This window comes from Aneurinibacillus migulanus (assembly GCF_001274715.1).
Lineage (GTDB): Bacteria > Bacillota > Bacilli > Aneurinibacillales > Aneurinibacillaceae > Aneurinibacillus > Aneurinibacillus migulanus.
In genome coordinates, this window is sequence record NZ_LGUG01000013.1 from 84,002 (window position 1) to 107,989 (window position 23,988).

Below are 23,988 nucleotides of genomic sequence, written 5' to 3' on the forward strand. Positions count from 1 at the left end.
CCGAAGCGTTATTGCTTATTTTTTGTCCTTTAATTCTTTTAATATTTTTATTGTATGGCGTACTTGTTCTTTAACGATTTCTTGCTCTTTTGGTGAGAGATCCTGATACCCTTCATAGGCGGAAATATCAACTGAAGGATCGCGGAGAAATTGAGGAAGATGATCCGGTTCGTTGACACGCCCGAGCAGGTAATCAACAGAGACATCGAAAAAGTCAGCCAGTTTTTGAAGTGTCGCAAAATCGGGCTGCCGTTTATCGATTTCATAGTGGGCATATGTACCACGAGAAATGTTTAGACGCTTCGCCGTTTCTTCCTGAGTCAGTCGTTTTCGCTGACGAAGTTCCTTTAACCGGGAGCCGAACAGAACAATCCCTCCTTCTCTTATTTCGATTTATTATACTGTAGCAAATTGCTACATAAAAATGTTTGTGGCGATAAGTTGCAAAATCCATTGTATTCCACTGGAATGTAAAGTAAAATCAAGGAAAAAAGTTGCTAATTGCTACAAAAAGGAGGGGCACATTTGCAGCGGAGAAAATGGCTCGTTGAAATAAGAGAAGGTAAAGGATATACGCAGGAACAGGTGGCAGCGGCAGCAAATATAAAGCGAGCGTACTATACACAAATCGAGAACGGGGTACGAACCCCAAGTGTACCAGTAGCACAAAAAATAGCCGCTATTCTTCATTTTGAATGGACGTTCTTTTTTGATGATAGGTAATGCTATGTACATAAGCATCAAATGTAGCAAGAGAAGGGAGAGAAAAGGTATGAATGAATATATATGTAAGGAAGAAATAGAAAAAGAACGTTCTCCTTTTATTGGAAACATTGCAATGAAGCTGGCCCACGAGGTCAGAAATCCTTTAACGACGGTTCGGGGATATCTTCAATACTTTTTGGAAACGAACGGAGCGGAAGAAGAGAAAGCAGACATTGTTATGAATGTTTTACTGCCGGAACTTGATCGGGCCAATAAGTTTATTAGTGACTTCCTGCTTTTTTCAAGGCCTTTTACTCCTCGAAGACAATACACATATATGAATCATCTTATACAGGAATTCCGGCGGTATGCACTAAGGCAGCCTGTACTGCAAGATACGGATATCATCCTTGATCTTTCTCCTGATGTAAACAAATTGCCACTCCATATTGATGCTGAACAAATCGCGCAGGTCATGCTTTCCCTTTTCATCAACTCCATTGAAGCGAAAGAAAAATCTACCATGTGTATTACAATTCAAACAAAAGCCACTAATGAAACGGTATCTGTATGCTTTGCAGATGATGGGAAAGGAATGGACGCTTATATGCTTTCTCAGGTATTCGATCCGTTCTTTTCCGCAAAAAGGATAGGAATGGGGCTCGGCTTGCCCGTTTCCCAAAAAATTATTGCCATGCATGGTGGCACTATGAAAATCCGCAGTCGTAAAGGACGAGGGACTACGGTAATTTTTACTTTACCGTACGCTTAGATTTCCCTATCTTTAGAGGATGTATATGAACTCCTTATATTCATTCTACATATTCTTGTGCCTACGTGGTTTTGGCCTGTATGCTTTTAAAAAGATCCAAAAGACGGTATGATAAGCATAGAAAAATAGTGGATAGGATGGATATAAGTGAAACGTGCTCGGCTCATCTACAATCCGTCTGCTGGACGTGAAGAGGTCCGCAAACGGATTCCCGATATATTGAACGTGTTAGAAGAAGCGGGCTATGAAACATCATGCCATGCGACCAGGGGAGAAGGGGATGCGACGTTGGCAGCCCGCAAGACGGTGGACAACCGCTTCGATCTAGTCATTGCCGCTGGCGGCGATGGGACCGTATATGAGGTCATTAACGGTATCGCTGAACAGCGTTATCGACCTGCGCTGGGGATTATTCCCGCAGGCACGACGAATGATTTTGCCCGGGCTATCGGCCTGCCCCGCTCGATTATGAAGGCGGTCGGTGTTATTGCCAAAGGAAAACCGTCCCCGATTGATATTGGAAAGATTAATAATAAATATTTTATTAATATTGCTGGTGGCGGTATGCTTACGACGTTGACGTATGAAGTTCCCAGTAAAGTCAAAACGATGCTCGGCCAACTTGCATATTATATTAAGGGCATTGAGAAGCTTCCGTTTCTCTCGCCCATGCACGTAAGATTTGAGATGGACGGTCGGGTAATCGATGAAGAAATCATGTTATTTCTTATTGCTAATAGTAACTCTGTGGGCGGGTTTGAGAAGCTGGTGCCAAATGCCAAGCTTAACGACGGTCTCTTCGATTGCATTATTCTGAAGAAGACATCTTTGCCGGAATTTATCCGTATCGCCACCATGGCGCTGAAAGGCGATCATCTCAAGCATCCGAATGTTATTTACTTCCAGACGAAGCAGCTGAAAGCAACAGCAAGCGAACGTGTCGATTTAAATCTTGACGGTGAACTTGGAAGCCGTCTTCCCTGTACATTTACGGCTCTGCCCCGTCATATTCAGCTTATCCGTTAAACTTTATGAAATACAGGTGAATCATTTTGGGAAATATATCACGTAAGAGAAAACACGCCGTCGCATCGGCCGTATCGAATCTGCCGCTTGCGAAAAACGAAACGGTAGAGCTCATCATTGAAGATTTATCACATGAAGGCAATGGCGTAGGTCGTTATGAAGGCTATACTTTGTTCGTGCCGGGTGCGCTGCCTGGGGAACGAATCCTAGCCAAAGCAACCAAGCTGAAGAAGCAGTTCGGCTACGCACGCCTCATGGAGATTGTAGAGGTAGCCGCAAGTCGTACTAAGCCGCTTTGCCCTGTCTACAGGCGTTGTGGAGGCTGCACGTTACAGCATATGGATTACGAAGCACAGTTGGCGTTTAAACGAAAGCTAGTCGAAGATAATCTCCGCCGTATCGGCAAGATTGAAGGTGTGCCGGTACATCCGACGCTTGGTATGAAAGACCCGTGGCGCTATCGTAATAAGGCGCAGGTGCCAATCGGCGAGGAAGAGGGCGGGCTCATTGGTGGATTCTATGCTCAGCGCTCCCATGAGATTATCGATATGGAAGCGTGTCTCATCCAGCATGAGAAAAGCGATGAGGTTGTTGCACGAGTCAAGGAGATTGCCAGCAAATACGGTATCCGTGCCTATAATGAAGAGACGCAACAGGGGCTGCTGCGGCATGTCGTCACTAAAGTTGGCTTTGCGACCGGACAGATTATGATTGTACTGATAACCAACGGAGACAAGCTACCACATAAGGAAGCACTCACGCAAGAGCTGGCGCAGGTGATCCCTGGTGTAGCCAGCATTGTACAGAATATCAATACGAGGAAGACCAACGTCATTTTTGGTGATACGACCCGTGTGTTATGGGGCGAAGAATATATTTATGATACAATCGGCGCGGTAAAGTTTGCGATATCTGCTCGCTCGTTCTATCAGGTAAATCCTGTGCAGACCGAGCTTCTGTACGGTAAAGCCCTGGAATATGCAGCACTGACGGGCGATGAGAATGTTATCGATGCGTATTGTGGAATTGGAACAATCTCATTATTTCTGGCGCAGAAGGCCAGACAGGTATTCGGCGTGGAGATTGTGCCGGATGCGATAGAGGACGCGAAGCGGAATGCTCGTCTGAACGATATGGATAATGTCACATTTGCAGTTGGAGAGGCTGAGACCGTCATTCCGCAATGGTATGAAGAAGGAAATGCTGCTGATGTCATCGTTGTGGACCCGCCGCGTAAAGGCTGTGATGAACGGTTACTGGATACTATTGCAGCTATGAAGCCCGAGCGCGTAGTATATGTGTCATGCAACCCGGCCACTCTGGCGCGCGATCTGCGTATTCTGGAAGATGGAGGATATAGAACTGTTGAGGTGCAGCCAGTGGACATGTTCCCTCATACGAATCATGTGGAGAGCGTCGCCTGGCTTAAACGCATATAAAGCGTATGAAACCCTTGTGTATCAAGGGTTTTTCTTATTCCCTTATTTTGTGGAAAGGGACGAAAAAGCGCTTTTGACCACTTTTTGACTACATCGAGTTTTTTACATGGATTTTTGGTGCTCATTCATAGCCTGTTCAAATCGTGAAGTAGCATCTTTTTGCATATCGTGTGTTACGTTACTGTATATATTCATTGTCATCTGAATATTATACCAAGTGTAATTTATATAGCAGGATAAATTTACAAAATATACCGGACACTATATACTTTTCCTAAGTTAAATACAGGAGGTTAATAGTGTCCTTATTTGTATTTGCTATATTTATTTTGCTACTGAATATTACGGTTTTTAAACTATCCAAAGGTATTAGTGGAAACATACTATTATCTAGTGTAATCGTATTTTTGCTCGTTCCATTTGTTTTTAGGCTCTCTTCTCAATGGATACTCAAAACAGACCCTAATGCAGGTGTAGGTGCAGGTTTTGCCGGAGCCATTTTTGGATTTGTAACGCTTGCTAATGCTATTGTAATTTTTATTATTGGGCTTTTTACAAAGAAAACAGACTGATAAGCCAAAAATTATAGTAAATTAATAAAAACGCTAAGAACAACAAGTTCAAGCACTCTTAGATGAGAGTGTTTTTTATTTTGGAAGATTATTTCGTAATATTAGGTGGTGATGTAATATATAGGGAAAAGGGGTTGGAGTAGATGTGAGAATAATATACAATACTAGAAGCTAAAATTTACGGATTTTTCATATAGGGTGGGGCGATGTTGAGAAAATATTTATATGTAGGAATTTTACTTGGAACTATCGTGCTAGCAGGGGGTAGTGTAAATGAGGAAACAGAAGGACTGGTAAAGGAAGAGATGAAGGGGGTTTTAACTGACGGACAAGCAATAGAAGTTGATCCTTTATCTGATACTGATAAAGGTGAAGGGGGATCGGTAGCTTCTTTAGAATTGACTCAAAAAGAAAAAGAAGATTATTACAAGCAATATATTGAAATTGTGGAACAAGTGATGCAGAAGAAAATGGGCATTAATATTAAAGTGCCACCAATGGAGCAGTTTCAATCAAAAGATTGGATTGAACCAAAAGCATATGAAACGATGGTCCAAAATATGGTAGATAGATATTTGACAGTTGAACGTGAAACATTAAATGCTGTATCGCCAACTACTAATAAAGTAGTTACGAATTTAAATGGAGAAACGACAACAACAGCATACATTTATATTCCTGATATTACTTGTGAAATTGAGGTTACAGGTAAATTTGAAACGCAATACAACGCATACCATGACCGTCAACTGTTTAAATTAGAAAACATTTCAACCCAAGCAGCAAGTTCTGTTGGCACGTGGGAGCAAACATCTTATGAGGCTTCTTTAATAGATGGTGGTCTAACATATAGCATTCGCATTGAAGGTATTTATAGTTTAAATGGTTTATCCTTGGAGAAAGCGTTCACTATAGAGTTTCATTGTAATGAATTCGGTAAAATATATTAATAAAATATTTTCAAATATCACATTCTTATTAACAATGTTATGCTCTTACTTTATACACTCTTATACATTTCATTTTAAAAATAGATGTTTTTCGACATCCTGAGAATAAAGCCTCCCGAATGATGGGAGGCTTTATTCATTGAGGTATAATACAATTCTCTGCTCTGTCCCATTATCTGATACAGGCCAGAATAATTGAATCCAATTAATCTTATCTGCATTTCCTTTTTCTAATTGGAAATAAAGAATACCTTCTTTTGTAACACCTTTATTGATTTCGCCGCCGATATTTTCACTTTTAAATGTAGGGCTTTCTATTTTTTCGCCTGTACTTGTTATTAATTGAGCTTGGTCAGGATATGTAGTGAATTTACCTTGAGTAGTGTTATGTAGTTTGAACTTTACATTTACTACAGAAGCTAATTTCCCATCCTTCAAAGGGTATTTATCGGTTAAAGCTACGTGTACAACCTCTGTTTTTAGTCCGTCATGGTTATCCTCCCAATTAGCGCCTTTATAATATGTATAAATCTTATCATTAGAATAAGTAGTAACGTTGCCTACGGTTGTTTCGATAACACCATTAGGCAAGGTAGTCACTGTTTTGTTATCTTCATTTTTTGCACTTGGTTCTGAACTAGGTTTCTCATGCTTGATAGATGCTTGTTTGGGTTGTTCGTTAGTTTTTTGTGTTATAGGTTCTTCACCACAAGCCGAAAGAAAAAGGAGTGCAGTTGTTACTCCTATTAATGCAATCTTTTTCATATGAAATACTCCTTTTTATATAAATAAATTATAATTCTATACGTTTATCATCGGATAATTTTTCTTTAATATTCAATTATATTCCAAAATTGGATTTTTGGACAATTTATTAACGATCCACAGATTATCTTAATGATTGAGAAGTGGCGAATGGATAATAAAAGAACGATTAAAAGACCCGTTTCTATGGGCTAGCTTTGGTGGATTGTTGTATCAAATTTTGAATGTAAAAGGGATTATCGTTCCTCAAGGTATATGGGACTTGCATTGATGTTGGTGTAGTACCGGGGTATACCGGGGAAGTGAAGAAAGAATAAGATGAACCCCGCTGTCCATATGGATGGCAGGGTTTTGTATAGTTTAGATAGGGGCTGCTTTAAACACCTCGCGTTTGATTACTTTTTAGTTACACCGTACTCATTTACTTCAAAGGTTAAAATCTTATCGAATATGACATAATTTTTTCGATTAGTGAATGGTCCTTTGTTGTCCTCCTGTTTATCTATGGCGTAAGATGCTGTTCCTGTACCAGCTTGTTTGTTTTCGTACCAGAGGGTAAAGATGTTAACTTTAGCCATGCTAAGATCAAATTCCTTTTCCAAGCCAGTTAGCATTGTCACAACTAATATTGCTCTATCTTCAGTTGGATCTGGATTAGGACTTGTATCTGTTGCTGATTAATTTCTTTTCTTAGTCCAGGATATTAAAATCGGTGATAAGTGAAACAATCCGCCCTTTTTCGTCAATCCCCCAATAGGAAGCATAGAAGCCATCACCATAACCGGAACGGAATATTATAATATTAAGGCCTGTATTTTCACAAACGATAAAATTTCCCCAATCATCGTCATGCTCAGTCAACACATCATCTATAACATTGTCGTATAAGCTGATAAAATCGTCGCCAAGTTCTAATTCCAATTTAGCTTCCAATTCTGTTAGCTTATCGATAGCTTCCATATCCGCGAAACAACCTAACCCGGTATCTACCGGGTAGCCGAATATATATCCTTCCTGCAGTTCGTTCACGTTTTGTCCCGACTTTGTCGCCATCTCCCAACGAACCGGTCGGGCATTGAACAGTTTCAGTTCTGTAGCGGCGATACGTTCTTCTTCCTTGTGCCACCAAGCAACGATTGAATACGTACCTGGCTGGATCGTCTGTTTGAACGGTTTGTTATGGGAAATGAGGGGATCGCAGGCGACAATTTTGCCGGAAACAATTTTTAACTGTTCCAATATTTCAGGTCGGAGAGTTTCGCTGGAAGGTTTGGATAATTCACTTAGTAACTTTGACATGTATGTTTCTACCCTTTCTTTAGTCCTGTTGGTGCAGATGATTGATGATTGCCCTTTCATTTGAATTGTTTTAATGTGTGAAACTAAACAATTTCAGCTGCTTCTCTTAATAGGTAATAGTAATAGGGTGAAAAACCTCTTTAAAAATAAGAAATAGTTGTAGATATCTCTATTTTTAATTTCAATCATTAGAAGCAAACCACCATTTTAAAAATGTATTGACTTTCCTCTTTTCTCCTTCTTATCTATATCTCATTCACCATTATTTTACTTCATTAAGTTATTAAAATCTTCTTTAATTCAACATTTTGAAAGTTTGTGAAGGTTATGCATTCATTTAGACGTAGTAAAAACACCGGCTTAGGCCAGTGGGATTTTTTATTTTCTACAGGTTAAAAAGGACACTTCTCTCCGATTTTTATCCATTATTTCCTAATTCGGAAGTGATTTCACAATTCGTAAGATTAATTCCAATTTCCCTTTGGAATAAGAATGTACGTACTAGCCATGTGACCAGTAAAAAAGCAAGTAAACTGAAATACAAAGCTGATAAAGAAACCCCGCTATCCTTATGGATGGCGGGGTTATTACTATTTATTTTCTCCAGAAGGATCAACTTCATCCCATGATAACCTTGTAACTTCTGTATAATCACCCCGGGCAATTTCCTCTTCTGACGCACTTTGTTCTAATTCCTCATCATCACCAGGAGCAAAGGTTGGCTCATTGTCTTTGACTCGTCTTTTTTTCATGGAAACGACTCCTTTCACTATAGCAGTTCCCATATTTCATCTAACTATGCATCTGTTTTGAGAATAAATGTCCTCGGATATATCGCTGGTCAACCATATATTCTTGTTCTGTTTTTCTTATTGAATTAACGAGCAGCATAGTTGAATAAGAACGTATTTAGCGTTACACTGAAAAGGATTTTACGAAAGATCACATGGGGTGAGGCTGTTGGTGAAAGCAGTGAAATTAACCTCCTAAAATTAAAAGTCAACAATTTTAGGAGGTTAAATAATGAATTTTTATCGAATTGATATGGATCGTTGGAGTAGAAAACCTTATTTCGAACATTATATGAAAGAAAGTAAATGTTCTTATAGTATTACGGCAAACCTGAATGTAACCACGTTACTAGATAGGCTACAAAATAAAAAAGTTAAGTTTTATCCTGCTTTCATTTACATGGTTTCAAGAGTTGTTAATTCACATACTGAGTTTAGAACAACTTTTAATGACAAAGGGCAATTAGGATATTGGGATCACATGATACCAAACTATACGATATTTCATAAAGAGGATAAAACTTTTTCCGCCATGTGGACGGAATACTCAAATGATTTTTTACTTTTTTATAAGAACTATCAGTGCGATATGGAGCAATTTGGAGACAAAAAGGGGCTATGGGCAAAAGAAAACGTGCCTGTTAATACATTTTCAATCTCTTCTCTTCCGTGGGTTAGCTTTACCGGTTTTAATCTTAATCTTTATAATGGAGAATATTTACTGCCTATTATTACGGGTGGGAAATACTTTTCAGATGGAAAAGAGATACTTTTACCTGTTTCACTGCAAGTTCACCATGCTGTGTGTGACGGTTATCATGTGAGTATTTTTATAAATGATTTACAGAAACTAGCCGATTCTTGCGAAGAATGGGTAGTGTAAAGCAAAGTTATTTTGTAAAGAGGACTTCAAGACTGATAGATCGCTTTCATCTTCAAGTAACAGGTGGTTTTACTGGTCATTTGACTATGCTATAGTAGGGGCTTTGATATTATTTGTTCACAGCTAAATGAAAAGCAAGTGAGTTAACAAAAACCCGGCATAATCGTCGGGTTTTTGTTTGATCACTGACCACATGATTGCCACGTCCGAGATCATGCATATAAGGCAATGACGTAATCAAATGTAAAAACACCAATGTATTAAAGAGAGAAAACTACATAAATGGATGAAAAAAGCCATCATGACACGAATCATGTGCAAAGCGTCGCCTGACTCAAACATGCGTGAAGTATATGAAACCCTTGTATACCAATTCCCTTTTCTTGTTTTCGGGTCGCGGTCTACATTGATGGAAAAAGGCCACTTAGAGCCACGCTTGCGGAAATAACCTTTCATAAAAGAGAACTTATATTCCGATTAGCTAAGCATTTCTTTATATAAGTTTTGATAGTTAATATATATGTAAAACATCCTCATCTTCATAATATTCCATATCTCGATATAAAGCATCTGAAATAAAAGCTGCTGGTGCATAGATTGTATTGTTAATCATCATAACTGGAGCTGAATATACGACCTTCTCTCCGTTAAAGATAGCAGCGCTCCTATCCAAAGTTAGAGTAAGTTCATCCGTATCATCCTTAGCGTGTAACTGTTTGGTCTTCTGATTCCAGGTAACTGTATACCCGAAATCCTCTAAATAAGCTTTGACTGGTAACATGATATATCCGTTATGTATAGCCGGCTTTTGTTTATAATCAATAATCTCATCATCGATTACAACTGTTAAGCCATAATCCATTATATAGTTAGGCTTAGTAGTTTGTTTGACTGACGCAGATGAGCTCGCTGCATGCACCGGGGGTATAGCAAATGACGATACAGCGACCGTGATGGCAAGTAGGGAAGTGGAAAGTTTATTCATAATTGACCTCCTGATATATTAGTCTCTATATAGCTATATAAATTACACTTGATATTTTGACAGGGTAGCGTGGTTGGAAGTAGGAGAGATGGAGAAAGAAGAGGGTGGATACGCCCTGCGCCCCAACAAACAATTGAACATTTGTTGTTCCACCAGAAACGTTAGAAAAAGAAGAAGAGCCAGCCGGTACGCCCCAGAACCTAACTTTATCTTCTTGCAGAATGTCACCTGTGGATTTGAACATCAGTATTTGATAAGACTGGAAATTATTATCGATGACATGTAATTTTATCGAAATAAGGAGTAGCATTTTGTTGTTCTTGCTGAGGTGTAGGAGCGCTTGTGGCACCTGAATCTCCACATCCAACTAGACCTATGGATAGAGCTGCCAATCCAGTAAGTAATAAAGCTTTCTTCATGATGAAAAATTCCCATCTCAATTATTTATATATTGATTTGAATTACTAACAAGTGTTAATTGATTTTACTTTAAAAAAAACAAAAATGTAAGTTATTATACGCATTAGTACCATTTGGTTGCGTGTGTATAGAAAGAATATACCACAATGTATTACTAAAGTCTCGCTTATATAGAAAAATATTACTGGATAAATATTAAATATGTTGAATATAATAGCAATCCTGACATAGTATCCTATTATTTAGAGAAGGAGCAGGGTCAGGTCAAAGACTTTTATGTATAATTTTACAAGAAAATAACTCTTTTCATTTTAACTCTATAGAGTTAAAAGAACTGGTTCTAAAGATTAGACAAGTTTCGACATGATTATTCAAATAGCGTACCTTACTTTCATAAATAGCGGGCTTTTTCTACTATTCTATCTAATGGATATTGTAGTACGAAGTTGAAAAGACAAAGATAAGAAAATAGGAATGAAAGACAGGTGTTGTTCGTAAAGTGAACGAGCTAGGACGTATGGTATTACCGATTGAATTACGTCATACGTTAGGGACTGCTGAAAAGGATGATTTGAAGATTTTTACGGACGGTGAACAAGTAATTCTGCGTAAGTATCAGCCAGCATGTTCATTCTGTAACTTAACGGATAACGTTATAAAGTTTAAAGGAAAGGTGATATGTGGAAGTATCAAGATGAGATAGCAAAATGCAAGTAAGACAAAAGCTACCAGGTGAGTAAAACCAGGTAGCTTTTTTTGATGCTTTAAGCTTTAGTGTATTTTTTATTCTTTAGCTTTCTGGGAAGTAGCTCTTCCATATTAATAGAATCGTTAACTCATTTGTCGTTTTTTATTGAATGGGTGTCGGCGCCTTTACCTTATCGATTACAATTATTCCATCATACTGTTCTTTAGGGACAAACTTCATCGACATTGGTCTAATAATTTCAGATGTCATGCCGTCTTCGGCGGCATAAACCGGCTTGAACATCCATGCGTTATTTTTATTTGGTGTAGTGTGTCTTGATAAATCGATAAATACATTCTTATATCCGCTCTGCATCATCAAGTTCTCAAGACTTCCTTTAGGCATAGGATTTATATTAAAAGGTTTTTGTGTAGTAATTGTGCTTGCTTTTCCTTTATTCATATATAGCCCTATGACGTATTCCTTGCCTTTCAGTTTTTTGTGGAGCAGTTCTCCCATACTAGTAAAGCTATTCATCCATTTGCCTTTTTCTATTGTACTAATTTTAGAAGTGTTTTTAGCTAGATGGTCATTGTGAGCCCACAATATTACTTTTTTTCCTGGATACATAACTTTCATTAGCCATTCTACATTGTCAGCCATGATTTTGTCTCTGAACTCATAGCTCTCCTTTTCATCATACAGGCACATTTCCATAAATTTGATTCGATCACCCAACGATTTTATAGCGATATCAACCATGTGAGGATTATCAGGATACGCAGCTGCAAGCTGTGTCCTGTTATCTTTAATAAACTGGATCAAATTCTTGTATTTTGGCTCATATTTATCTATGACTTTTCTAAGCTCAGCCTTATATTGGGGGGACTTGTCGCTGAATGCGCCGTATTTGTTCATGACTGCATATAGCTCGGTCATCCCTTGCATTTCAAAGTCGAAGTACTGTTTGCCATACTCCTTATCCAACTTGGAAATCCAAGCTGCGATAAACTGCGTTAAATAACCGGATGTAAACTGCATATCATATCCTGCCAGGTACAAGGGCTTGTTCGTTTTACGCTGTTGCTTGATATAATCAAATAACTCAAGTGTTTCTTTGGAATGCCATATCGGAAAAATGGAACCTCCCATCATCTGTTTGGCAGTGAGGGAGTCGGCATTTTCATAGATGGCGGCAGAATCACCGAGCCCTGATTCAAAAGCAATTACATCAAAACCAAGCTCTTCATGCAAATATTTGATAAGCCTTGTTTTAACACTGCTGTACTCTGCTACTCTATGAAAATTTTCACCGAGACTAACCACTGTTTTATCCTTCAGAAGAGGCTTTAAAAAGGCTAAGTCGCTATAATCCTCCGATGTAAGAGATTTAATTTCTTTGGCGTTTTGTTTCAACCATGTGCTCTGTGTTGTGGCCGCTGATATATTTGTTGAAGCAAATAATAGTGAAGTCCCTAGCCCTACGGCTATAATTCTTGTCAATAGCTTAGTTATCTTCATTCATGTTTCCTCCTTTTGATCATTTGACACGTGTCATTGCCAACACAATAGTAACAACGAGTTATAAAGGTTTTATAAAGTTGAAAAGATAAATAGGAGAATGATATATGTACTTAACGCGAGAGAGATGATAAAAAGTTGGAGGTACCTCCATCAGCTTGATGGTGATGGAGGCCTGTCGATTAACTATTCTTTCATAAAAGCTGGGCCTTTGTTTACTGCATATCCAAAACTAGAGATGAACACAATGCTGAAGATAATGCTGACGGAAGTAATATGAAAATGAAAAGCTCTTCCTGTTACTAGATGGATACCATATTTAAGTATTATATTGACACCAACAATAAATGCTCCAAGAATTGAACTGGCTAAACATACTGATAGGTAAAATTTTATTTTCTCTAACATTTTATTCACTCCTTTGTCCCTCAATTTATCACAATGTTTTTAGCTGCTTTTGATTTATTTTGCGAACAAAAGAACGTTATCAAAACGAAAAAATAAAAAAGGGCAGCAATCTTGCTGCCTTAATGTCTATATTTTTTGCCTATAACCATGTTGAGAATTTCATCGACCTGCTCAAGATTTCATGCTATACCCAATTCTCCAGATAAACTGCTATTTAAACACCGGCCAGTTCTAAGACGCTTTTTAGTTGAGGGAGCTGAATGAACATATCGGAACGTACTGATAAACAGGAGGGATCGAGCGAATCACCAATATAGAAGTAATAATCTAAGTTACACCAGTTGCTAAGAATCCAATATAACGGGATGGCCCACGAAGGGCTAAATAATTCTATGATTTTCGTACCGGGTTTCGCAAAAACAAGGTTAGCAAGTCCAGCGCCATGGGGCGAAACGATGATTTTTGCAGAAGCAATAAGTTGGATTTGTTCATTTAGCGTGTAGTTTTCCAATGTTATTTTTTGAAAGCCTAGGTGACTCAAAAACTGAAAAACCTCATTTTCATTCGTTACTTTACGATGGTCAGCACTCCCTCTGCTTATATATATTCGGTCATATTTCGTATTCTGTTCGATATTTGTAAGAAATTCTTTTCTAACGAATTCACAAGCCCATTTTGGTGGTATTAAAGGCGACATGCCTAAGCGGGGGACAATAAGCTGATTTGCTTTAATATGAAGTTCTTGATTTACTTCAATGATTTGTTTATCTGAAATTCCCAATATGTTTAATGTTTCATAATGGAAGCGATTATTTCGCGGATGCATAATAAACTTATCGACGTGTATACCGCTTTTTCTTATTAAATCTATTCTGGATAAATTTTCTAACGTCCAATGATAATAATTTTTATGGCAAATCCACGGTATTGTCAAGACAGCAATAGATTCTACCGTCTCTTTATATTGAAGCAATCTTTCCTGTTTAAAAAACCAATGATCGCTTACTGCAGGTTCTCCACTCCAGGATATATCCCATATTAGCTTGTTGTCAGGAGCAATAATTGAACAGTGCTCTGGTTCGCCATATATGCGTCCGTTGGGAATACTAACTACAGAGGAAGGTAGAGTATTGGAATAATACAACTGGGTAGAGGCATCATAATATATCTGGCTAAAGCCAGGGGGAATAGGTTGTATTCCTTTCGGTGGAATAAGAGTATTTATCCCTTCATTCACTATTTTATGAACGGTGTGGGAATTTCCACTTGCTGTGATCCAATCTTCTAAAGAATGATAGAAGTTCAACGGATCATCTTCCTTTCCTTGTTCCAGGCTTATTCTCATTTTGCAACACGTTCTATATACATCTGATTTGATACATCCACAAATTTTTATGGTGAGAGGTAAAGAGGTAAGAAAAGAAGGAAGGGTGGTGAGCGAGAGTGGTCGGAAAAAGACACGTTGGCCTTTCTTCTGCCGGATTGCATTCCGAATCTTCCCCTCCCAACCACACTCCCTTGTCAAAATATCAAGTGTAATTTATATAGATATAGGAGTCAGAATTGACTAATGACAGAACAGAATCCCTTATAAGCTTCCTTAAGGAGACAAATGATGAAATTTTGATTCATTCAATAAGCCTATTCTGAAAGTATGCTATTGTTCTTTTCAGACCATCTTCTAGGTTCACCTTAGGTTTCCATCCGAGCTTTGACTTGGCTAGTGTAATATCCGGTTTACGTTGTTTAGGGTCATCCATAGGTAAAGGGATGAAAGTTAACTTCGATTTGGAGCCTGTTAGACTCAGAACTTTTTCTGCAAGTTCAAGAATCGTACATTCAATAGGGTTTCCGAGATTTACGGGTCCGATAAATCCCTCATCTATCTCCATCATCCTTGTTATTCCTTCGATCAGATCGTCCACATAACAAAATGACCTTGTCTGTTGGCCATCCCCATAAATCGTTATGTTTTCCCCTTTTAAAGCTTGAATGATAAAGTTGCTCACAACGCGGCCATCACGCGGATGCATATGGGGACCATAGGTATTGAATATTCTAACAACCCTAACATCGATTCCATATTGACCATGGAAATCAAAGCACAAGGTCTCTGCACAACGTTTCCCTTCATCATAGCAACTTCTTTTTCCGATAGGATTAACATTCCCCCAATAATCTTCTCTTTGTGGATGAATCAAGGGATCACCATATACTTCTGACGTAGAGGCATGCAACACTTTTGTATTCAGACAAACAGCCAAATCAAGTACATTCATGATTCCTAATATGTTCGTTTTTATTGTTTTTATCGGATCATTTTGATAATGGATTGGGCTTGCTGGACAGGCTAAATTGTAGATTTCATCTACTTCAAAGTGTAAGGGAAGTGTTACATCAAGTTTGATTAACTCAAAACGAGGATTAGGTATCAAATCAAGTACGTTGAACCTAGAAGAGGTAGAAAAATTGTCTATACATATCACTTCATGCCCTTTTTTCAAAAAGTGCCTACATAAATGGGAACCAATAAAGCCGGAACCCCCGGTAATCAAGATACGCTTTTTTGACATAGGCCCACTTTCCTCTTTCTCGTAGTAAGCTTTAGAAATTGTCCAACCCACTCTGTCTAAATGCAGATACTTAACAATTCTTAGAAAGCTTGAAGACTTCTCTTTTGAAAATTATCCATAATACAAAAGTGTTACTTAGCTTTAGATTTTTTGAAAGACGGCGATATTAGAATGGGTAGCAATGTGATTATAATATTTTGGTAACTCGGAAACTAATTGTGTCGGTCCCGGCCAACTAGGAACGTCATCAAAAACTATATAACCTCCTGATTTAACCATGGGACTCCAAAATTCAAAGTCCTTTTTCACAAGATTATAATCATGAGATGCATCAATAAATAGAAGCCCAATGTCCTTATTATGATCCCATTTTCTTGAAGCCTCTATGGTATCAGATTGAATGGGCGTAACAATATTTTGTAACCCATGTTTAATTATATTGTTGGAGAATTCCTCAAATAACTGATTTTCACTATATTGGCCAATGAATTGTTGAAGGAAATGTTCTTCTGAACCACTTCCTTTCCACTGATCCACGGAATATACTTGCCCTTCGCCCCTATCCTTAATACCAAAACCTAGCCAGGAAGTTGATCTTCCTTTCCAAGAGCCTAACTCTACAACGGTAGGGATAGGGATATAACGGGCTAATCTGTATAGTGTTTCACCTGCAGCGTCACTTAGCCAACCTTCAATAGTTGAAACCGATTTTCTTATTTCTTCAATTCGATTTGTTAAGTCTTGGTATGTCATTCGCTTAACTCCATATTATAAATTTTTTAGCTATCAATAAGATAGCGACATTGAATTATTACAGTAAATAATTCAATGTCGTTAAAGGGTGTGAGGAGCATTATGGTGCTATTCGTTGAGCTTTTGGAGAATCATTACCCCATTCCAAAAGGTAGGGTGACCGTTACAGTAGGTCCTCGCATCTAAGACAATTTCATATTTGTTTGTGCTGTTGGAAATAAAATCAAGAGTAGCTTGACGAGGATGCTCAAAATTCGTATCATCAACCATAATTATGCAATTTTTCGCAAAAAAAGGTTCAGCAAGTTGTAGACCTTTTAATTGATTTTTATAGTCATGGGCTCCATCATATAAATAAAATCCAATGCGGCTATTGTGAATTTGTTTGAAATAATCAATGTAATCCATATCGTAGAAGTGGTGAAATTCACTTTTATAAAATGAAAATTTTTTTAGAAACTCCTCACGAGGAGATCCAAATTCCGAGAAATTATCTATGCCAATACACTTTTTCCGTGTATTATTTACTAATCCGCAAAGGAAAGTAAAACCATTCCAAACCCCGACATTCACAAAAGCTAAATGATCTTCCATTTGAGCTATACCTTTATTTATTATCGCGCCTAAAGCAAGAGTAGACATTTTGGGGATACTACAAATTTCAAATAACATTTTCTTCATTTGTTCATCTTCATCAGGTAATATCGTGTTGGAAAATTCATCGATATAGGTAGGAGGCATATGCGGTTGTAGCGATCTAAATGAAATACCTGAAATGAACTCTTTAAAGCTCATCATGGCTATTTCTCCTTGTCAGAATAGGATGCAGGGATTACCAGGTTAGATGGAACAAGGCTTTCCTTGAACCAACACAGTTGGGCTCCCGTGGGCAAAAAATGGCCTTCATTATAACATGTGTGCAGGTTTATACGACATCCTTCATCATACTTTCCGAAAATTCATATATAAATTTAATCCGCTTCCCTATTTATCTAACCTCGAGTACCTAGAGCCTATGATGCAATAAGTTATATATTATAAATATGAATGTACTAAGAAAGGGTGCAAAGTTAATGAGCGTTATTAACAAGAAATGAAAAAATCCTGTTGGGTACATGGGAAGACCACTATCCATGTCTGCCTTTTTATAAAATAAGGGGCGTTATTTCTATCACAGGTTTGTCCACCATTACATAGTATTTAAGTAGAAAGAGCTCTCTTTCCAAAATATTTTGTACAGGTATAGGCCTTACTTGTACAGGTACAAGCATAAATGGAGGAGAGGTGAATTTAAATGTCTGGATTTGGAGGTAATACTGGAGTATCCATCATCCTTGTCTTGTTTATCCTGTTGGTTATTGTCGTGGAAGGATAGCAAATTCTTTGATTTGTAATCCCAACTGAGTATGTAGAGCAGTTTGCCTGTTTTCAGGTAAGCTGCTTTTTTTTTGGTATTTGTCCATTGCGAATATGGTGTCTCTGGCATTTATTAAAATAGAATATAAAGTCAGGAGGATGGATATGTCATTACATGATTTATTAAAGTCAATCGATTTGCCTAAATTAATCAGTGTACTCCAACTGTTACATGTAATTACTTCTACAGATTTACTGAAAACAGTTACTTCGTTGGAATCTACCGACGTAATGAAATTAGCTAACTTACTTCAAAATATAGATTTTAATGCATTAACAAGCTTGGTACAAACCGAAGAAACGAATAATGAAGAAACGAATAATGAAGAAATGAGTTATGAAGAAATGATAAGTGGACCTGTCCAAAAAGATACGAATGACGTTATTTACGCAAGGTGCCGTACATTTTAAAAAGATTTTTAAACGTTCAACAGCGATAGGGCAATTTCTACGTTATGTTTCAGCTACCGAGTAAATTTTCGGTAGCTTTTTTATTTGAAAGGAAAAAGGCCGACGCAGGATCAGCTGTGCTATCCATGTACAATATTTAGTAAAATGGATGAATAAGAGAATGACTAGGGGGAAGAACATTGAATTGGTTATTTGTCGGTTTTAGCATAATAGCTGGAGCACTAATGTCCATGCAGGCGGGTGTTAATGGTGCTTTAGGAAAAAGGGTAGGTACCGTTGAAGGAGCATTTATTTCGTTTGCAGTCGGTACTTTAGCGTTGTTACTCTTAGCGATATTTATGGGAAAAGGGAATATTTTATCTGTTTTTTCAGTTCCTAAATGGCAATTAATAGGCGGTTTGCTCGGTGCACTCTATATTTTTATTATGGTTCTTGCTGTGCCTAAAATCGGAGTTGGTTCTGCAGTTGTAGCTGTGATTGCGGGTCAAATGTTAACGAGTACCTTTATTGATCATTTTAACATTTTTGGCGGAAGACAGATTCTTATCGATTGGAAAAGGGTAGTAGCACTCATATTATTAGCATTTGCTTTATATTTATTTAATAAAAAGTAAAAAAGTATAGTAGTTGTTGTTTGATTAATGTAAGTGAGGTTTATGAATTATACTTTCCCAGCAGGTATTGACGCTCTGTTCTAATGCTATTCATGGGACAAGCCAAACTTGAATGCATTCAAGCTTGGCTTGTTTAAATTAGGTTATTATTTATACTTCAGTTACTTGTTTAACAAGGTGAGTTACCGTAGCACGATCAAGCTTTTCTTTACCCGCTGCTAGAGCGTCGAGTGTACCGTGAGCCAGAATAAGCGGTATTCGACAGAAAACAAGAATTGTATCCGATTTAATGCTCTTCAAGTATGCATCGGCTAATGCAAGGTTACGTCTGGCATACGCAAACATATCCTCTGCTTTCCATCCATCAGGGAAAAAGTTTACTCCTCGGCATACGTCTTCAGCGCGGTTACGAATGATGTTAACAGCCTGTAGTCCACGGCCAAAAGCAACGGCTAAGTCACGATCTGTTTCAATATCATCGTGCCACTTCCAAATCTCCGATAGCAGTATGCCGACTAGACCTGCAACATAGAAGGTGTAGTCATCTAAATCCTTCTCATTCTTAATTCTCCATTCTTTAGAAACCCAATTTGCCATTCCATTCGCCATAATTGCTGTTGCCTTCCGGATATTTGGTGCGATGGAGGGCGGACTGAGCTTTATCCAGTCCCCCAGTCGTAAGGTAACTTCTGGGAGAAGAGAACTGTACGGTTGAAATAATGCCATCCATTCATTATTATCGATAGGCTTTTCCAGAAGAAGACTGACTGAACGCAAGAGGCTAATTTTCACATCCGTTGGAAGTTCGGGGTGATCTTCTATTTCATCTATAGCTCTCATGCATAGGTAGGCTGAAGCAACCGATTCCTGTAACCCTGGAGATAGATGACTAATTGGAATAAAGAAAGTGCGGCTGGTTTCTAACAACATGTCCATTGCACCTTTGTGTAAATCAGTTGTTTTTATCATATAGAACAACACCCCTTTTCGATTCTGCAAGCACTTTTTATTAGTTTACCCTATATATAAGAACTAAAAAAATAGTATTCTTCATTCCAATGAATGTCTGGTAATGTCGCTTACGCAAAGAAAGATTAAGTTAATGAACTACGCTTTTTTATCCATCTACCTAGCCAACTGGTAATAAGCAATGCAAGTTGCAGTGCTCTTCCCGTTGCATATCTCCCTTTTACTCTGTAAAACGATTTAAACCTCAATAGGTTTCACATATTTATTGCTTATATCCGATAATCCTCTATATGTAAGATAACCACGCTGAAAACAGAACGCTTTTTTGTATTTTACTTTGTAAGATACATTGAAATTACGTTAAGGGGTGGCTAATAGCTGAAGCTGCTTATATCGGTAAAGGGGGATATCCTCCAACATAATAACGTGATTATGTTGAAAAATGAACCGAATGAATGGAAACTACCTGAAAAGGGATTGAGGTCTGGAGAAGAGCCAAAACAATACGTAAAAAGAGATAGTAAAGAGGGAATTGCTCTATCGTTCCGCCTTTTGTTTATGAACAAATCCTAATGAGGTCATAATAAGCGATGAACGCTTAGAATTCAAGCAATTTTTATTATCATAATTAATTACTCATCAAGTTAAAAAATAAAGCCTGGACCCTTTTAAGGAGCCAGGCTTTATTAATATACGGTACGCTTCTATATACATTGCACTTGATATTTTGACAGGGGAGTGTGGTTGGAAGGAGGAGATTCGGAAAAAGAAGAGGTTGGATGCGCCTTGTGCTCCAACAGAAGAAAGGAAAACGTGTCTTTTTCCGTTTGTGACAACGCTTGGAGTCCCCGATCAAACGGAAGGCATTTTTCTTGTGGAGATACCAATTCGGTTCCACGCATTGATCGTAACAATTGCCATGATGATTTCTGCGGTTTTGGTTTCATCGAAATACCGTCGTACGTCGTTGTATACATCATCTGGTACATGACCTTCTGTTACCAGGGTAATAGCTTCTGTCAAAGCTAAAACAGCACGTTCTTCAGGTGTGAAGAAGGGAGTTTCCCGCCATGCGTTGAGAGCATAAATGCGTTGCTCTGTTTCGCCAATTTTGCGTGCGTCCTTAGTGTGCATGTCAATGCAGAATGCACAACCGTTAATTTGGGAAGCGCGGATTTTGATTAATTCCTTCAGTTTTTTATCAATGCTAGTAGACATCAGGTATTTTTCCAATTCGAGCATTGCGGTATAGCCTTTCGGATTTACTTTCTCCATAAAAAATCTCGTTTCCATGTGAAATCCTCCTTAAAAGTAATTTGTAAAAGTAAGAAGTGAATTTTCATGGCTTTATGTGCTGCCATCATTTCTTACCTTTACTTACTTAACAGAATACATATCGAATTTGTGACACAAATAAAAAAAGAAGTACAAAAAGTACTCCTTTTAAAATCATTTATTCCTATACTTGAATATGTTTAAGCTTGTCGGGATTGGATATGATAAAAATACGTTTGATATGTTCTTGTTGCAAATCCCATCCAAAACATATCACCAATGTCGGCTGATCATTCCTCATCAGCAAAATTCCTTTCTGATTGTTAATGTGAACAGGGAGAAGATTCCCTTCAAAATATCCTCTCGGAACAATTCCTTTGAATAAAGCCAAGATACGATGCCGGCTAATAATTGGACGTAAGGCTCCACGTACTTTGCCACCACCATCCATAGTAAGTATAGCGTCGTCGGTTAACATGCTAACAAAGTTATCAAAGTTTCCCGTTTTTGAGGCAAGTATGAATGATTGGATCAGAGCATCTTCTTTTTCCATATTGGAGGATGGAACAGGTACGTCTTGATGCAGCTTTTTTTTGATACGGCTGTAAATTTTACGGCAATTTTCCTCCGTTTTATCTAAAGCCTGGGCGATCTCACTATAACTGTAATCAAGTACTTCCCTCAGGATGAACACAGCCCTTTCCACAGCGTTTAGTTGATTTAGCATGACGAGAAAAGCATAGGAAATGGCTTCGTCTTTCACGACTAATTCCATCGGATTTTGTTCCGAAAGGGTGATTTGAGGTTCAGGAAGCCAAGGACCTACGTAAACTTCCCTTCTTTTGCGGGCTGACTTCAGGAAGTTGATACATCGATTAGTTACCGATTTAACTAGATATGCTTTCATGTTATATACATGGTCTGTATCGAGTTGCTGTACTTCAAGAAACACTTCTTGAACGATGTCTTCCGCGTCAGCTAAGGAACCGAGCATGCGATACGCAATAGATGTGAGCAATGACAGATGTTTCTTATAGATTATTTCCAACTTCATAGCGGTCTCTCCATCCTTATTTCTGTATGATTCGGAGTAAGGTGACATGAGCTGTTCTTAAAAAGACTTGTTTTATTTTTAATTGGAAATTAAAGTAAAGGGAAGGAGGCTATCATGAAAAAATGGAAAGCGCTCGATATAATCCAATTAATTATATCTTTAGTTGTCGTATCTATGTCTATAATAAACTTGTCAGCTTCTCCAACGCACGATTACTTTCCGGGTTTTGTAATGCAATTTTTTATTGGCTTAATGGTTGGCGTTATGGCGCTTAATCATTTCATTCAAAAACAAAAAAAGCTTGCTATCTTCTTTTCTTTTGTAATGGTATTTAGCTTCTATGTATCTTTTTACATTTTTAACGTCCGCTAACAAAGACATGTTCAGGAAACATATCTATATACATCTGATTTGATACATCGACACATTTTTATGGTGAGAGGTAAGAAAAGAAGGAAGGGCGGTGGGCGGGAACGGTCGGAAAAAGACACGTCCGCCTTTTTTCTACCGGTGCAGGCAGTCATTCCGGAATCGGTTCTGCAACAGCTAAAATGATTGGCAAACCAGGTGGTAGGATGCAATTGCATCAACAACGGAACGCATTCACAAACGTGTAAATGAATTGAAAGCAGAGAAGATAGAAGCTTGTAGGTATGTAGTTGATCTAATGAATCGAGAGCAGACTCAAAAATTTGTTAGCGCTGTGCTCGATAATTTTGGCAGAGTTGATATTCTTATTAATAATGCGGGGATGGCACAAGTAGGCTCCCCTGAAAAATTCATCCCTTTTACTGAAATAGAGGACGAAGAGTGGGATTTGTCTATTTCCCGTATCTTACCACATGCTTTAATGTAACGAGGGCTATCCTTCCTCACATGATTGAAAATGAATACGGACGAATTATCAATGTTTCGTCGGTTACTGGTCCGCTGGTAAGCAATCCGGGAGAGTCTGCCTACAGTGCAGCGAAGGCTGCCATGGTGGGCATGAGCAAAGGGATTACTATAGAGGTTGTCAAGCATAACATTACAGTAAATAATGTGGCACCGGGAGGGATTGCTACCGGTTCGCAAACGAAGCACGAAGCAGAAGCCGGACGTAATACTCTGATTGGTCGAAGCGGACGTCTGGAGGAAGTAGCACATGTCATTGCTTTTTTAGCTTCTGAGCATGCTTCATACGTTACCGGACAACTGTTCATCGTTGATGGTGGTAATACACTCCAGGACTATAAAGGGCCAAGTGAGCATTATTATTAATCATGGAGCTGAACTGACTATTATGGCTTGTCTATAGGAAGGTAAACGTTATTTCTTCTTCTCATTTTTATCTTTATCGTCACCTTGTTCGTCTTCTTGCTCTTTTTCTTCCTTTTCTTCATGAAACTCAACAGCAGTGTGGGCTGTAATGTAATCAAATGGCGTATAGTGGCTGTCAGGAAGCTCTTTCTTCGCGATGATTTTGTAAATAACGATTCCTATTAAAGAAATAAGTAGCCCTGTAAAGAGCGTTGTAAGAAGTAAAAAAATATTCATAGCATCCTTCCTTATACAAAAGTGTGTGATGTTATTTATTTACGGACAAAATATGGAAAAGTTTCACTATCTATGTGATAGAGTGTCGCTTAGAAATAAAAAAAGCCGGCATTAGCCGGCAGGAGAAAGGTGAAGTGGAACAAAGGGGTTCGTTATTAATGTA

Annotated in this window: 31 protein-coding genes and 1 pseudogene; 15 read left to right on the top strand and 17 right to left on the bottom strand. The window is 38.2% G+C overall.

Going from position 1 to position 23,988, the window contains the following annotated elements:
* Positions 1-15: 15 nt before the first annotated feature.
* Positions 16-393: a helix-turn-helix domain-containing protein gene (locus AF333_RS32480; protein WP_080787842.1), complete on the bottom strand. Its 378-nt coding sequence runs from the start codon at positions 391-393 to the stop codon at positions 16-18.
* Positions 394-525: 132 nt separating this feature from the next.
* Between AF333_RS32480 and AF333_RS29550 the strand changes: the two genes are divergently transcribed.
* From AF333_RS29550 to AF333_RS29575, 6 genes are all read left to right on the top strand, one after another.
* A complete protein-coding gene (locus AF333_RS29550) occupies positions 526-723 on the top strand; it encodes a helix-turn-helix domain-containing protein (protein WP_043067119.1) in 198 nt (65 codons plus the stop codon).
* Positions 724-772: 49 nt separating this feature from the next.
* On the top strand, positions 773-1,477 hold the full coding sequence (locus AF333_RS29555; protein WP_052812184.1) for an ATP-binding protein: 705 nt from the start codon (positions 773-775) through the stop codon (positions 1,475-1,477).
* 147 nt (positions 1,478-1,624) lie between these two features.
* The gene (locus AF333_RS29560) at positions 1,625-2,503 is read left to right on the top strand and encodes a diacylglycerol kinase (protein WP_043067120.1); all 879 of its coding nucleotides are present in this window, start codon (positions 1,625-1,627) and stop codon (positions 2,501-2,503) included.
* A gap of 26 nt (positions 2,504-2,529) precedes the next feature.
* Positions 2,530-3,942 (top strand): 23S rRNA (uracil(1939)-C(5))-methyltransferase RlmD, encoded by a 1,413-nt coding sequence (rlmD, locus tag AF333_RS29565; protein WP_043067121.1) that lies wholly within the window; start codon positions 2,530-2,532, stop codon positions 3,940-3,942.
* A 299-nt stretch (positions 3,943-4,241) separates the two neighbouring features.
* Positions 4,242-4,514 (top strand): hypothetical protein, encoded by a 273-nt coding sequence (locus AF333_RS29570; RefSeq protein ID WP_043067122.1) that lies wholly within the window; start codon positions 4,242-4,244, stop codon positions 4,512-4,514.
* Positions 4,515-4,723: 209 nt separating this feature from the next.
* The gene (locus tag AF333_RS29575) at positions 4,724-5,464 is read left to right on the top strand and encodes a hypothetical protein (RefSeq protein ID WP_052812185.1); all 741 of its coding nucleotides are present in this window, start codon (positions 4,724-4,726) and stop codon (positions 5,462-5,464) included.
* A 132-nt stretch (positions 5,465-5,596) separates the two neighbouring features.
* Here AF333_RS29575 and AF333_RS29580 read toward each other — a convergent pair whose 3' ends face one another.
* The 4 genes and pseudogenes from AF333_RS29580 to AF333_RS34260 form a co-directional block, all read right to left on the bottom strand.
* On the bottom strand, positions 5,597-6,229 hold the full coding sequence (locus AF333_RS29580; RefSeq protein ID WP_043067123.1) for a hypothetical protein: 633 nt from the start codon (positions 6,227-6,229) through the stop codon (positions 5,597-5,599).
* A gap of 395 nt (positions 6,230-6,624) precedes the next feature.
* Positions 6,625-6,882, bottom strand: a pseudogene (locus tag AF333_RS29585) (ran-binding protein 10); the annotation flags it as partial.
* 37 nt (positions 6,883-6,919) lie between these two features.
* The gene (locus AF333_RS29590; RefSeq protein WP_043067124.1) at positions 6,920-7,528 is read right to left on the bottom strand and encodes a DUF4241 domain-containing protein; all 609 of its coding nucleotides are present in this window, start codon (positions 7,526-7,528) and stop codon (positions 6,920-6,922) included.
* 590 nt (positions 7,529-8,118) lie between these two features.
* Positions 8,119-8,280, bottom strand: a complete 162-nt coding sequence (locus tag AF333_RS34260) for a hypothetical protein (RefSeq protein WP_162839136.1) — start codon at positions 8,278-8,280, stop codon at positions 8,119-8,121.
* Positions 8,281-8,551: 271 nt separating this feature from the next.
* Here AF333_RS34260 and catA point away from each other — a divergent pair, with 271 nt between their 5' ends.
* Entirely contained in the window at positions 8,552-9,202 is a 651-nt protein-coding gene (catA, locus tag AF333_RS29595; RefSeq protein ID WP_043067125.1) for a type A chloramphenicol O-acetyltransferase, read from the top strand.
* A 511-nt stretch (positions 9,203-9,713) separates the two neighbouring features.
* Here catA and AF333_RS29600 read toward each other — a convergent pair.
* Positions 9,714-10,187 (bottom strand): copper amine oxidase N-terminal domain-containing protein, encoded by a 474-nt coding sequence (locus AF333_RS29600; protein ID WP_043067126.1) that lies wholly within the window; start codon positions 10,185-10,187, stop codon positions 9,714-9,716.
* 919 nt (positions 10,188-11,106) lie between these two features.
* Here AF333_RS29600 and AF333_RS29610 point away from each other — a divergent pair.
* A complete protein-coding gene (locus AF333_RS29610) occupies positions 11,107-11,310 on the top strand; it encodes an AbrB/MazE/SpoVT family DNA-binding domain-containing protein (protein WP_074715143.1) in 204 nt (67 codons plus the stop codon).
* A 147-nt stretch (positions 11,311-11,457) separates the two neighbouring features.
* Here the strand turns inward: AF333_RS29610 and AF333_RS29615 are convergent, their stop codons facing one another.
* The 3 genes from AF333_RS29615 to AF333_RS29625 all read right to left on the bottom strand — a co-directional run bounded on the left by AF333_RS29615 (position 11,458) and on the right by AF333_RS29625 (position 14,569).
* Positions 11,458-12,816, bottom strand: a complete 1,359-nt coding sequence (locus AF333_RS29615) for an erythromycin esterase family protein (RefSeq protein ID WP_053432791.1) — start codon at positions 12,814-12,816, stop codon at positions 11,458-11,460.
* Positions 12,817-13,002: 186 nt separating this feature from the next.
* The gene (locus tag AF333_RS29620; protein ID WP_043067129.1) at positions 13,003-13,224 is read right to left on the bottom strand and encodes a hypothetical protein; all 222 of its coding nucleotides are present in this window, start codon (positions 13,222-13,224) and stop codon (positions 13,003-13,005) included.
* A gap of 214 nt (positions 13,225-13,438) precedes the next feature.
* Positions 13,439-14,569: a glycosyltransferase family 61 protein gene (locus AF333_RS29625; RefSeq protein ID WP_080787835.1), complete on the bottom strand. Its 1,131-nt coding sequence runs from the start codon at positions 14,567-14,569 to the stop codon at positions 13,439-13,441.
* Positions 14,570-14,597: 28 nt separating this feature from the next.
* On the opposite strand from AF333_RS29625, the gene AF333_RS36480 reads away from it, so the two are divergent.
* Complete coding sequence (locus AF333_RS36480; RefSeq protein WP_235497053.1) at positions 14,598-14,795, top strand: hypothetical protein; 198 nt, start codon at positions 14,598-14,600, stop codon at positions 14,793-14,795.
* Between the two features lie 57 nt (positions 14,796-14,852).
* Here the strand turns inward: AF333_RS36480 and AF333_RS29630 are convergent, their stop codons facing one another.
* The 3 genes from AF333_RS29630 to AF333_RS29640 all read right to left on the bottom strand — a co-directional run bounded on the left by AF333_RS29630 (position 14,853) and on the right by AF333_RS29640 (position 17,348).
* A complete protein-coding gene (locus tag AF333_RS29630) occupies positions 14,853-15,848 on the bottom strand; it encodes a UDP-glucuronic acid decarboxylase family protein (RefSeq protein WP_235497054.1) in 996 nt (331 codons plus the stop codon).
* Between the two features lie 90 nt (positions 15,849-15,938).
* Positions 15,939-16,550: a class I SAM-dependent methyltransferase gene (locus AF333_RS29635; protein ID WP_043067131.1), complete on the bottom strand. Its 612-nt coding sequence runs from the start codon at positions 16,548-16,550 to the stop codon at positions 15,939-15,941.
* A 108-nt stretch (positions 16,551-16,658) separates the two neighbouring features.
* Positions 16,659-17,348 carry a class I SAM-dependent methyltransferase gene (locus AF333_RS29640; protein WP_043067132.1) on the bottom strand — a complete coding sequence of 230 codons (690 nt, stop codon included), beginning with the start codon at positions 17,346-17,348 and terminating at the stop codon, positions 16,659-16,661.
* 723 nt (positions 17,349-18,071) lie between these two features.
* On the opposite strand from AF333_RS29640, the gene AF333_RS29645 reads away from it, so the two are divergent.
* Positions 18,072-18,377 (top strand): hypothetical protein, encoded by a 306-nt coding sequence (locus tag AF333_RS29645; RefSeq protein WP_043067133.1) that lies wholly within the window; start codon positions 18,072-18,074, stop codon positions 18,375-18,377.
* Positions 18,378-18,556: 179 nt separating this feature from the next.
* Positions 18,557-18,991: a DMT family transporter gene (locus tag AF333_RS29650; RefSeq protein ID WP_043067134.1), complete on the top strand. Its 435-nt coding sequence runs from the start codon at positions 18,557-18,559 to the stop codon at positions 18,989-18,991.
* A 150-nt stretch (positions 18,992-19,141) separates the two neighbouring features.
* Here AF333_RS29650 and AF333_RS29655 read toward each other — a convergent pair whose 3' ends face one another.
* The 4 genes from AF333_RS29655 to AF333_RS29665 all read right to left on the bottom strand — a co-directional run bounded on the left by AF333_RS29655 (position 19,142) and on the right by AF333_RS29665 (position 22,289).
* Positions 19,142-19,960, bottom strand: coding sequence for a squalene/phytoene synthase family protein (locus AF333_RS29655; protein WP_043067135.1), 819 nt, complete (start codon positions 19,958-19,960; stop codon positions 19,142-19,144).
* A gap of 704 nt (positions 19,961-20,664) precedes the next feature.
* Positions 20,665-20,796, bottom strand: coding sequence for a hypothetical protein (locus AF333_RS37075; protein ID WP_268753652.1), 132 nt, complete (start codon positions 20,794-20,796; stop codon positions 20,665-20,667).
* 16 nt (positions 20,797-20,812) lie between these two features.
* Complete coding sequence (locus AF333_RS29660) at positions 20,813-21,253, bottom strand: carboxymuconolactone decarboxylase family protein (protein ID WP_043067136.1); 441 nt, start codon at positions 21,251-21,253, stop codon at positions 20,813-20,815.
* A gap of 166 nt (positions 21,254-21,419) precedes the next feature.
* Positions 21,420-22,289 carry an RNA polymerase sigma-70 factor gene (locus tag AF333_RS29665; protein WP_043067137.1) on the bottom strand — a complete coding sequence of 290 codons (870 nt, stop codon included), beginning with the start codon at positions 22,287-22,289 and terminating at the stop codon, positions 21,420-21,422.
* A gap of 114 nt (positions 22,290-22,403) precedes the next feature.
* Here AF333_RS29665 and AF333_RS29670 point away from each other — a divergent pair, with 114 nt between their 5' ends.
* Genes AF333_RS29670 through AF333_RS37085 form a run of 4 tightly spaced genes read left to right on the top strand, consistent with a single transcriptional unit; the run spans position 22,404 to position 23,549 of the window.
* Complete coding sequence (locus tag AF333_RS29670) at positions 22,404-22,661, top strand: hypothetical protein (RefSeq protein ID WP_043067138.1); 258 nt, start codon at positions 22,404-22,406, stop codon at positions 22,659-22,661.
* Positions 22,662-22,700: 39 nt separating this feature from the next.
* Positions 22,701-22,844: a hypothetical protein gene (locus AF333_RS36485; protein ID WP_235497055.1), complete on the top strand. Its 144-nt coding sequence runs from the start codon at positions 22,701-22,703 to the stop codon at positions 22,842-22,844.
* Between the two features lie 25 nt (positions 22,845-22,869).
* A complete protein-coding gene (locus AF333_RS37080; protein WP_200894944.1) occupies positions 22,870-23,145 on the top strand; it encodes an SDR family NAD(P)-dependent oxidoreductase in 276 nt (91 codons plus the stop codon).
* Positions 23,146-23,165: 20 nt separating this feature from the next.
* Positions 23,166-23,549, top strand: a complete 384-nt coding sequence (locus tag AF333_RS37085) for an SDR family oxidoreductase (protein WP_268752841.1) — start codon at positions 23,166-23,168, stop codon at positions 23,547-23,549.
* A 48-nt stretch (positions 23,550-23,597) separates the two neighbouring features.
* Here the strand turns inward: AF333_RS37085 and AF333_RS29680 are convergent, their stop codons facing one another.
* Complete coding sequence (locus AF333_RS29680; protein WP_043067139.1) at positions 23,598-23,825, bottom strand: DUF3951 domain-containing protein; 228 nt, start codon at positions 23,823-23,825, stop codon at positions 23,598-23,600.
* Positions 23,826-23,988 lie beyond the last annotated feature (163 nt).

What these genes read in the sequence shown, in the direction of transcription:
- AF333_RS29555 (WP_052812184.1), top strand. Translation starts at nt 773, where the DNA reads ATGAATGAATATATATGTAAGGAAGAAATAGAAAAAGAACGTTCTCCT.
- AF333_RS29580 (WP_043067123.1), bottom strand. Translation starts at nt 6,229, where the DNA reads ATGAAAAAGATTGCATTAATAGGAGTAACAACTGCACTCCTTTTTCTT.
- AF333_RS29590 (WP_043067124.1), bottom strand. Translation starts at nt 7,528, where the DNA reads ATGTCAAAGTTACTAAGTGAATTATCCAAACCTTCCAGCGAAACTCTC.
- AF333_RS34260 (WP_162839136.1), bottom strand. Translation starts at nt 8,280, where the DNA reads ATGAAAAAAAGACGAGTCAAAGACAATGAGCCAACCTTTGCTCCTGGT.
- catA (WP_043067125.1), top strand. Translation starts at nt 8,552, where the DNA reads ATGAATTTTTATCGAATTGATATGGATCGTTGGAGTAGAAAACCTTAT.
- AF333_RS29600 (WP_043067126.1), bottom strand. Translation starts at nt 10,187, where the DNA reads ATGAATAAACTTTCCACTTCCCTACTTGCCATCACGGTCGCTGTATCG.
- AF333_RS29615 (WP_053432791.1), bottom strand. Translation starts at nt 12,816, where the DNA reads ATGAAGATAACTAAGCTATTGACAAGAATTATAGCCGTAGGGCTAGGG.
- AF333_RS29620 (WP_043067129.1), bottom strand. Translation starts at nt 13,224, where the DNA reads ATGTTAGAGAAAATAAAATTTTACCTATCAGTATGTTTAGCCAGTTCA.
- AF333_RS29625 (WP_080787835.1), bottom strand. Translation starts at nt 14,569, where the DNA reads ATGAGAATAAGCCTGGAACAAGGAAAGGAAGATGATCCGTTGAACTTC.
- AF333_RS29635 (WP_043067131.1), bottom strand. Translation starts at nt 16,550, where the DNA reads ATGACATACCAAGACTTAACAAATCGAATTGAAGAAATAAGAAAATCG.
- AF333_RS29640 (WP_043067132.1), bottom strand. Translation starts at nt 17,348, where the DNA reads ATGATGAGCTTTAAAGAGTTCATTTCAGGTATTTCATTTAGATCGCTA.
- AF333_RS29645 (WP_043067133.1), top strand. Translation starts at nt 18,072, where the DNA reads ATGTCATTACATGATTTATTAAAGTCAATCGATTTGCCTAAATTAATC.
- AF333_RS29655 (WP_043067135.1), bottom strand. Translation starts at nt 19,960, where the DNA reads ATGATAAAAACAACTGATTTACACAAAGGTGCAATGGACATGTTGTTA.
- AF333_RS29660 (WP_043067136.1), bottom strand. Translation starts at nt 21,253, where the DNA reads ATGGAAACGAGATTTTTTATGGAGAAAGTAAATCCGAAAGGCTATACC.
- AF333_RS29665 (WP_043067137.1), bottom strand. Translation starts at nt 22,289, where the DNA reads ATGAAGTTGGAAATAATCTATAAGAAACATCTGTCATTGCTCACATCT.
- AF333_RS29670 (WP_043067138.1), top strand. Translation starts at nt 22,404, where the DNA reads ATGAAAAAATGGAAAGCGCTCGATATAATCCAATTAATTATATCTTTA.
- AF333_RS37085 (WP_268752841.1), top strand. Translation starts at nt 23,166, where the DNA reads ATGATTGAAAATGAATACGGACGAATTATCAATGTTTCGTCGGTTACT.
- AF333_RS29680 (WP_043067139.1), bottom strand. Translation starts at nt 23,825, where the DNA reads ATGAATATTTTTTTACTTCTTACAACGCTCTTTACAGGGCTACTTATT.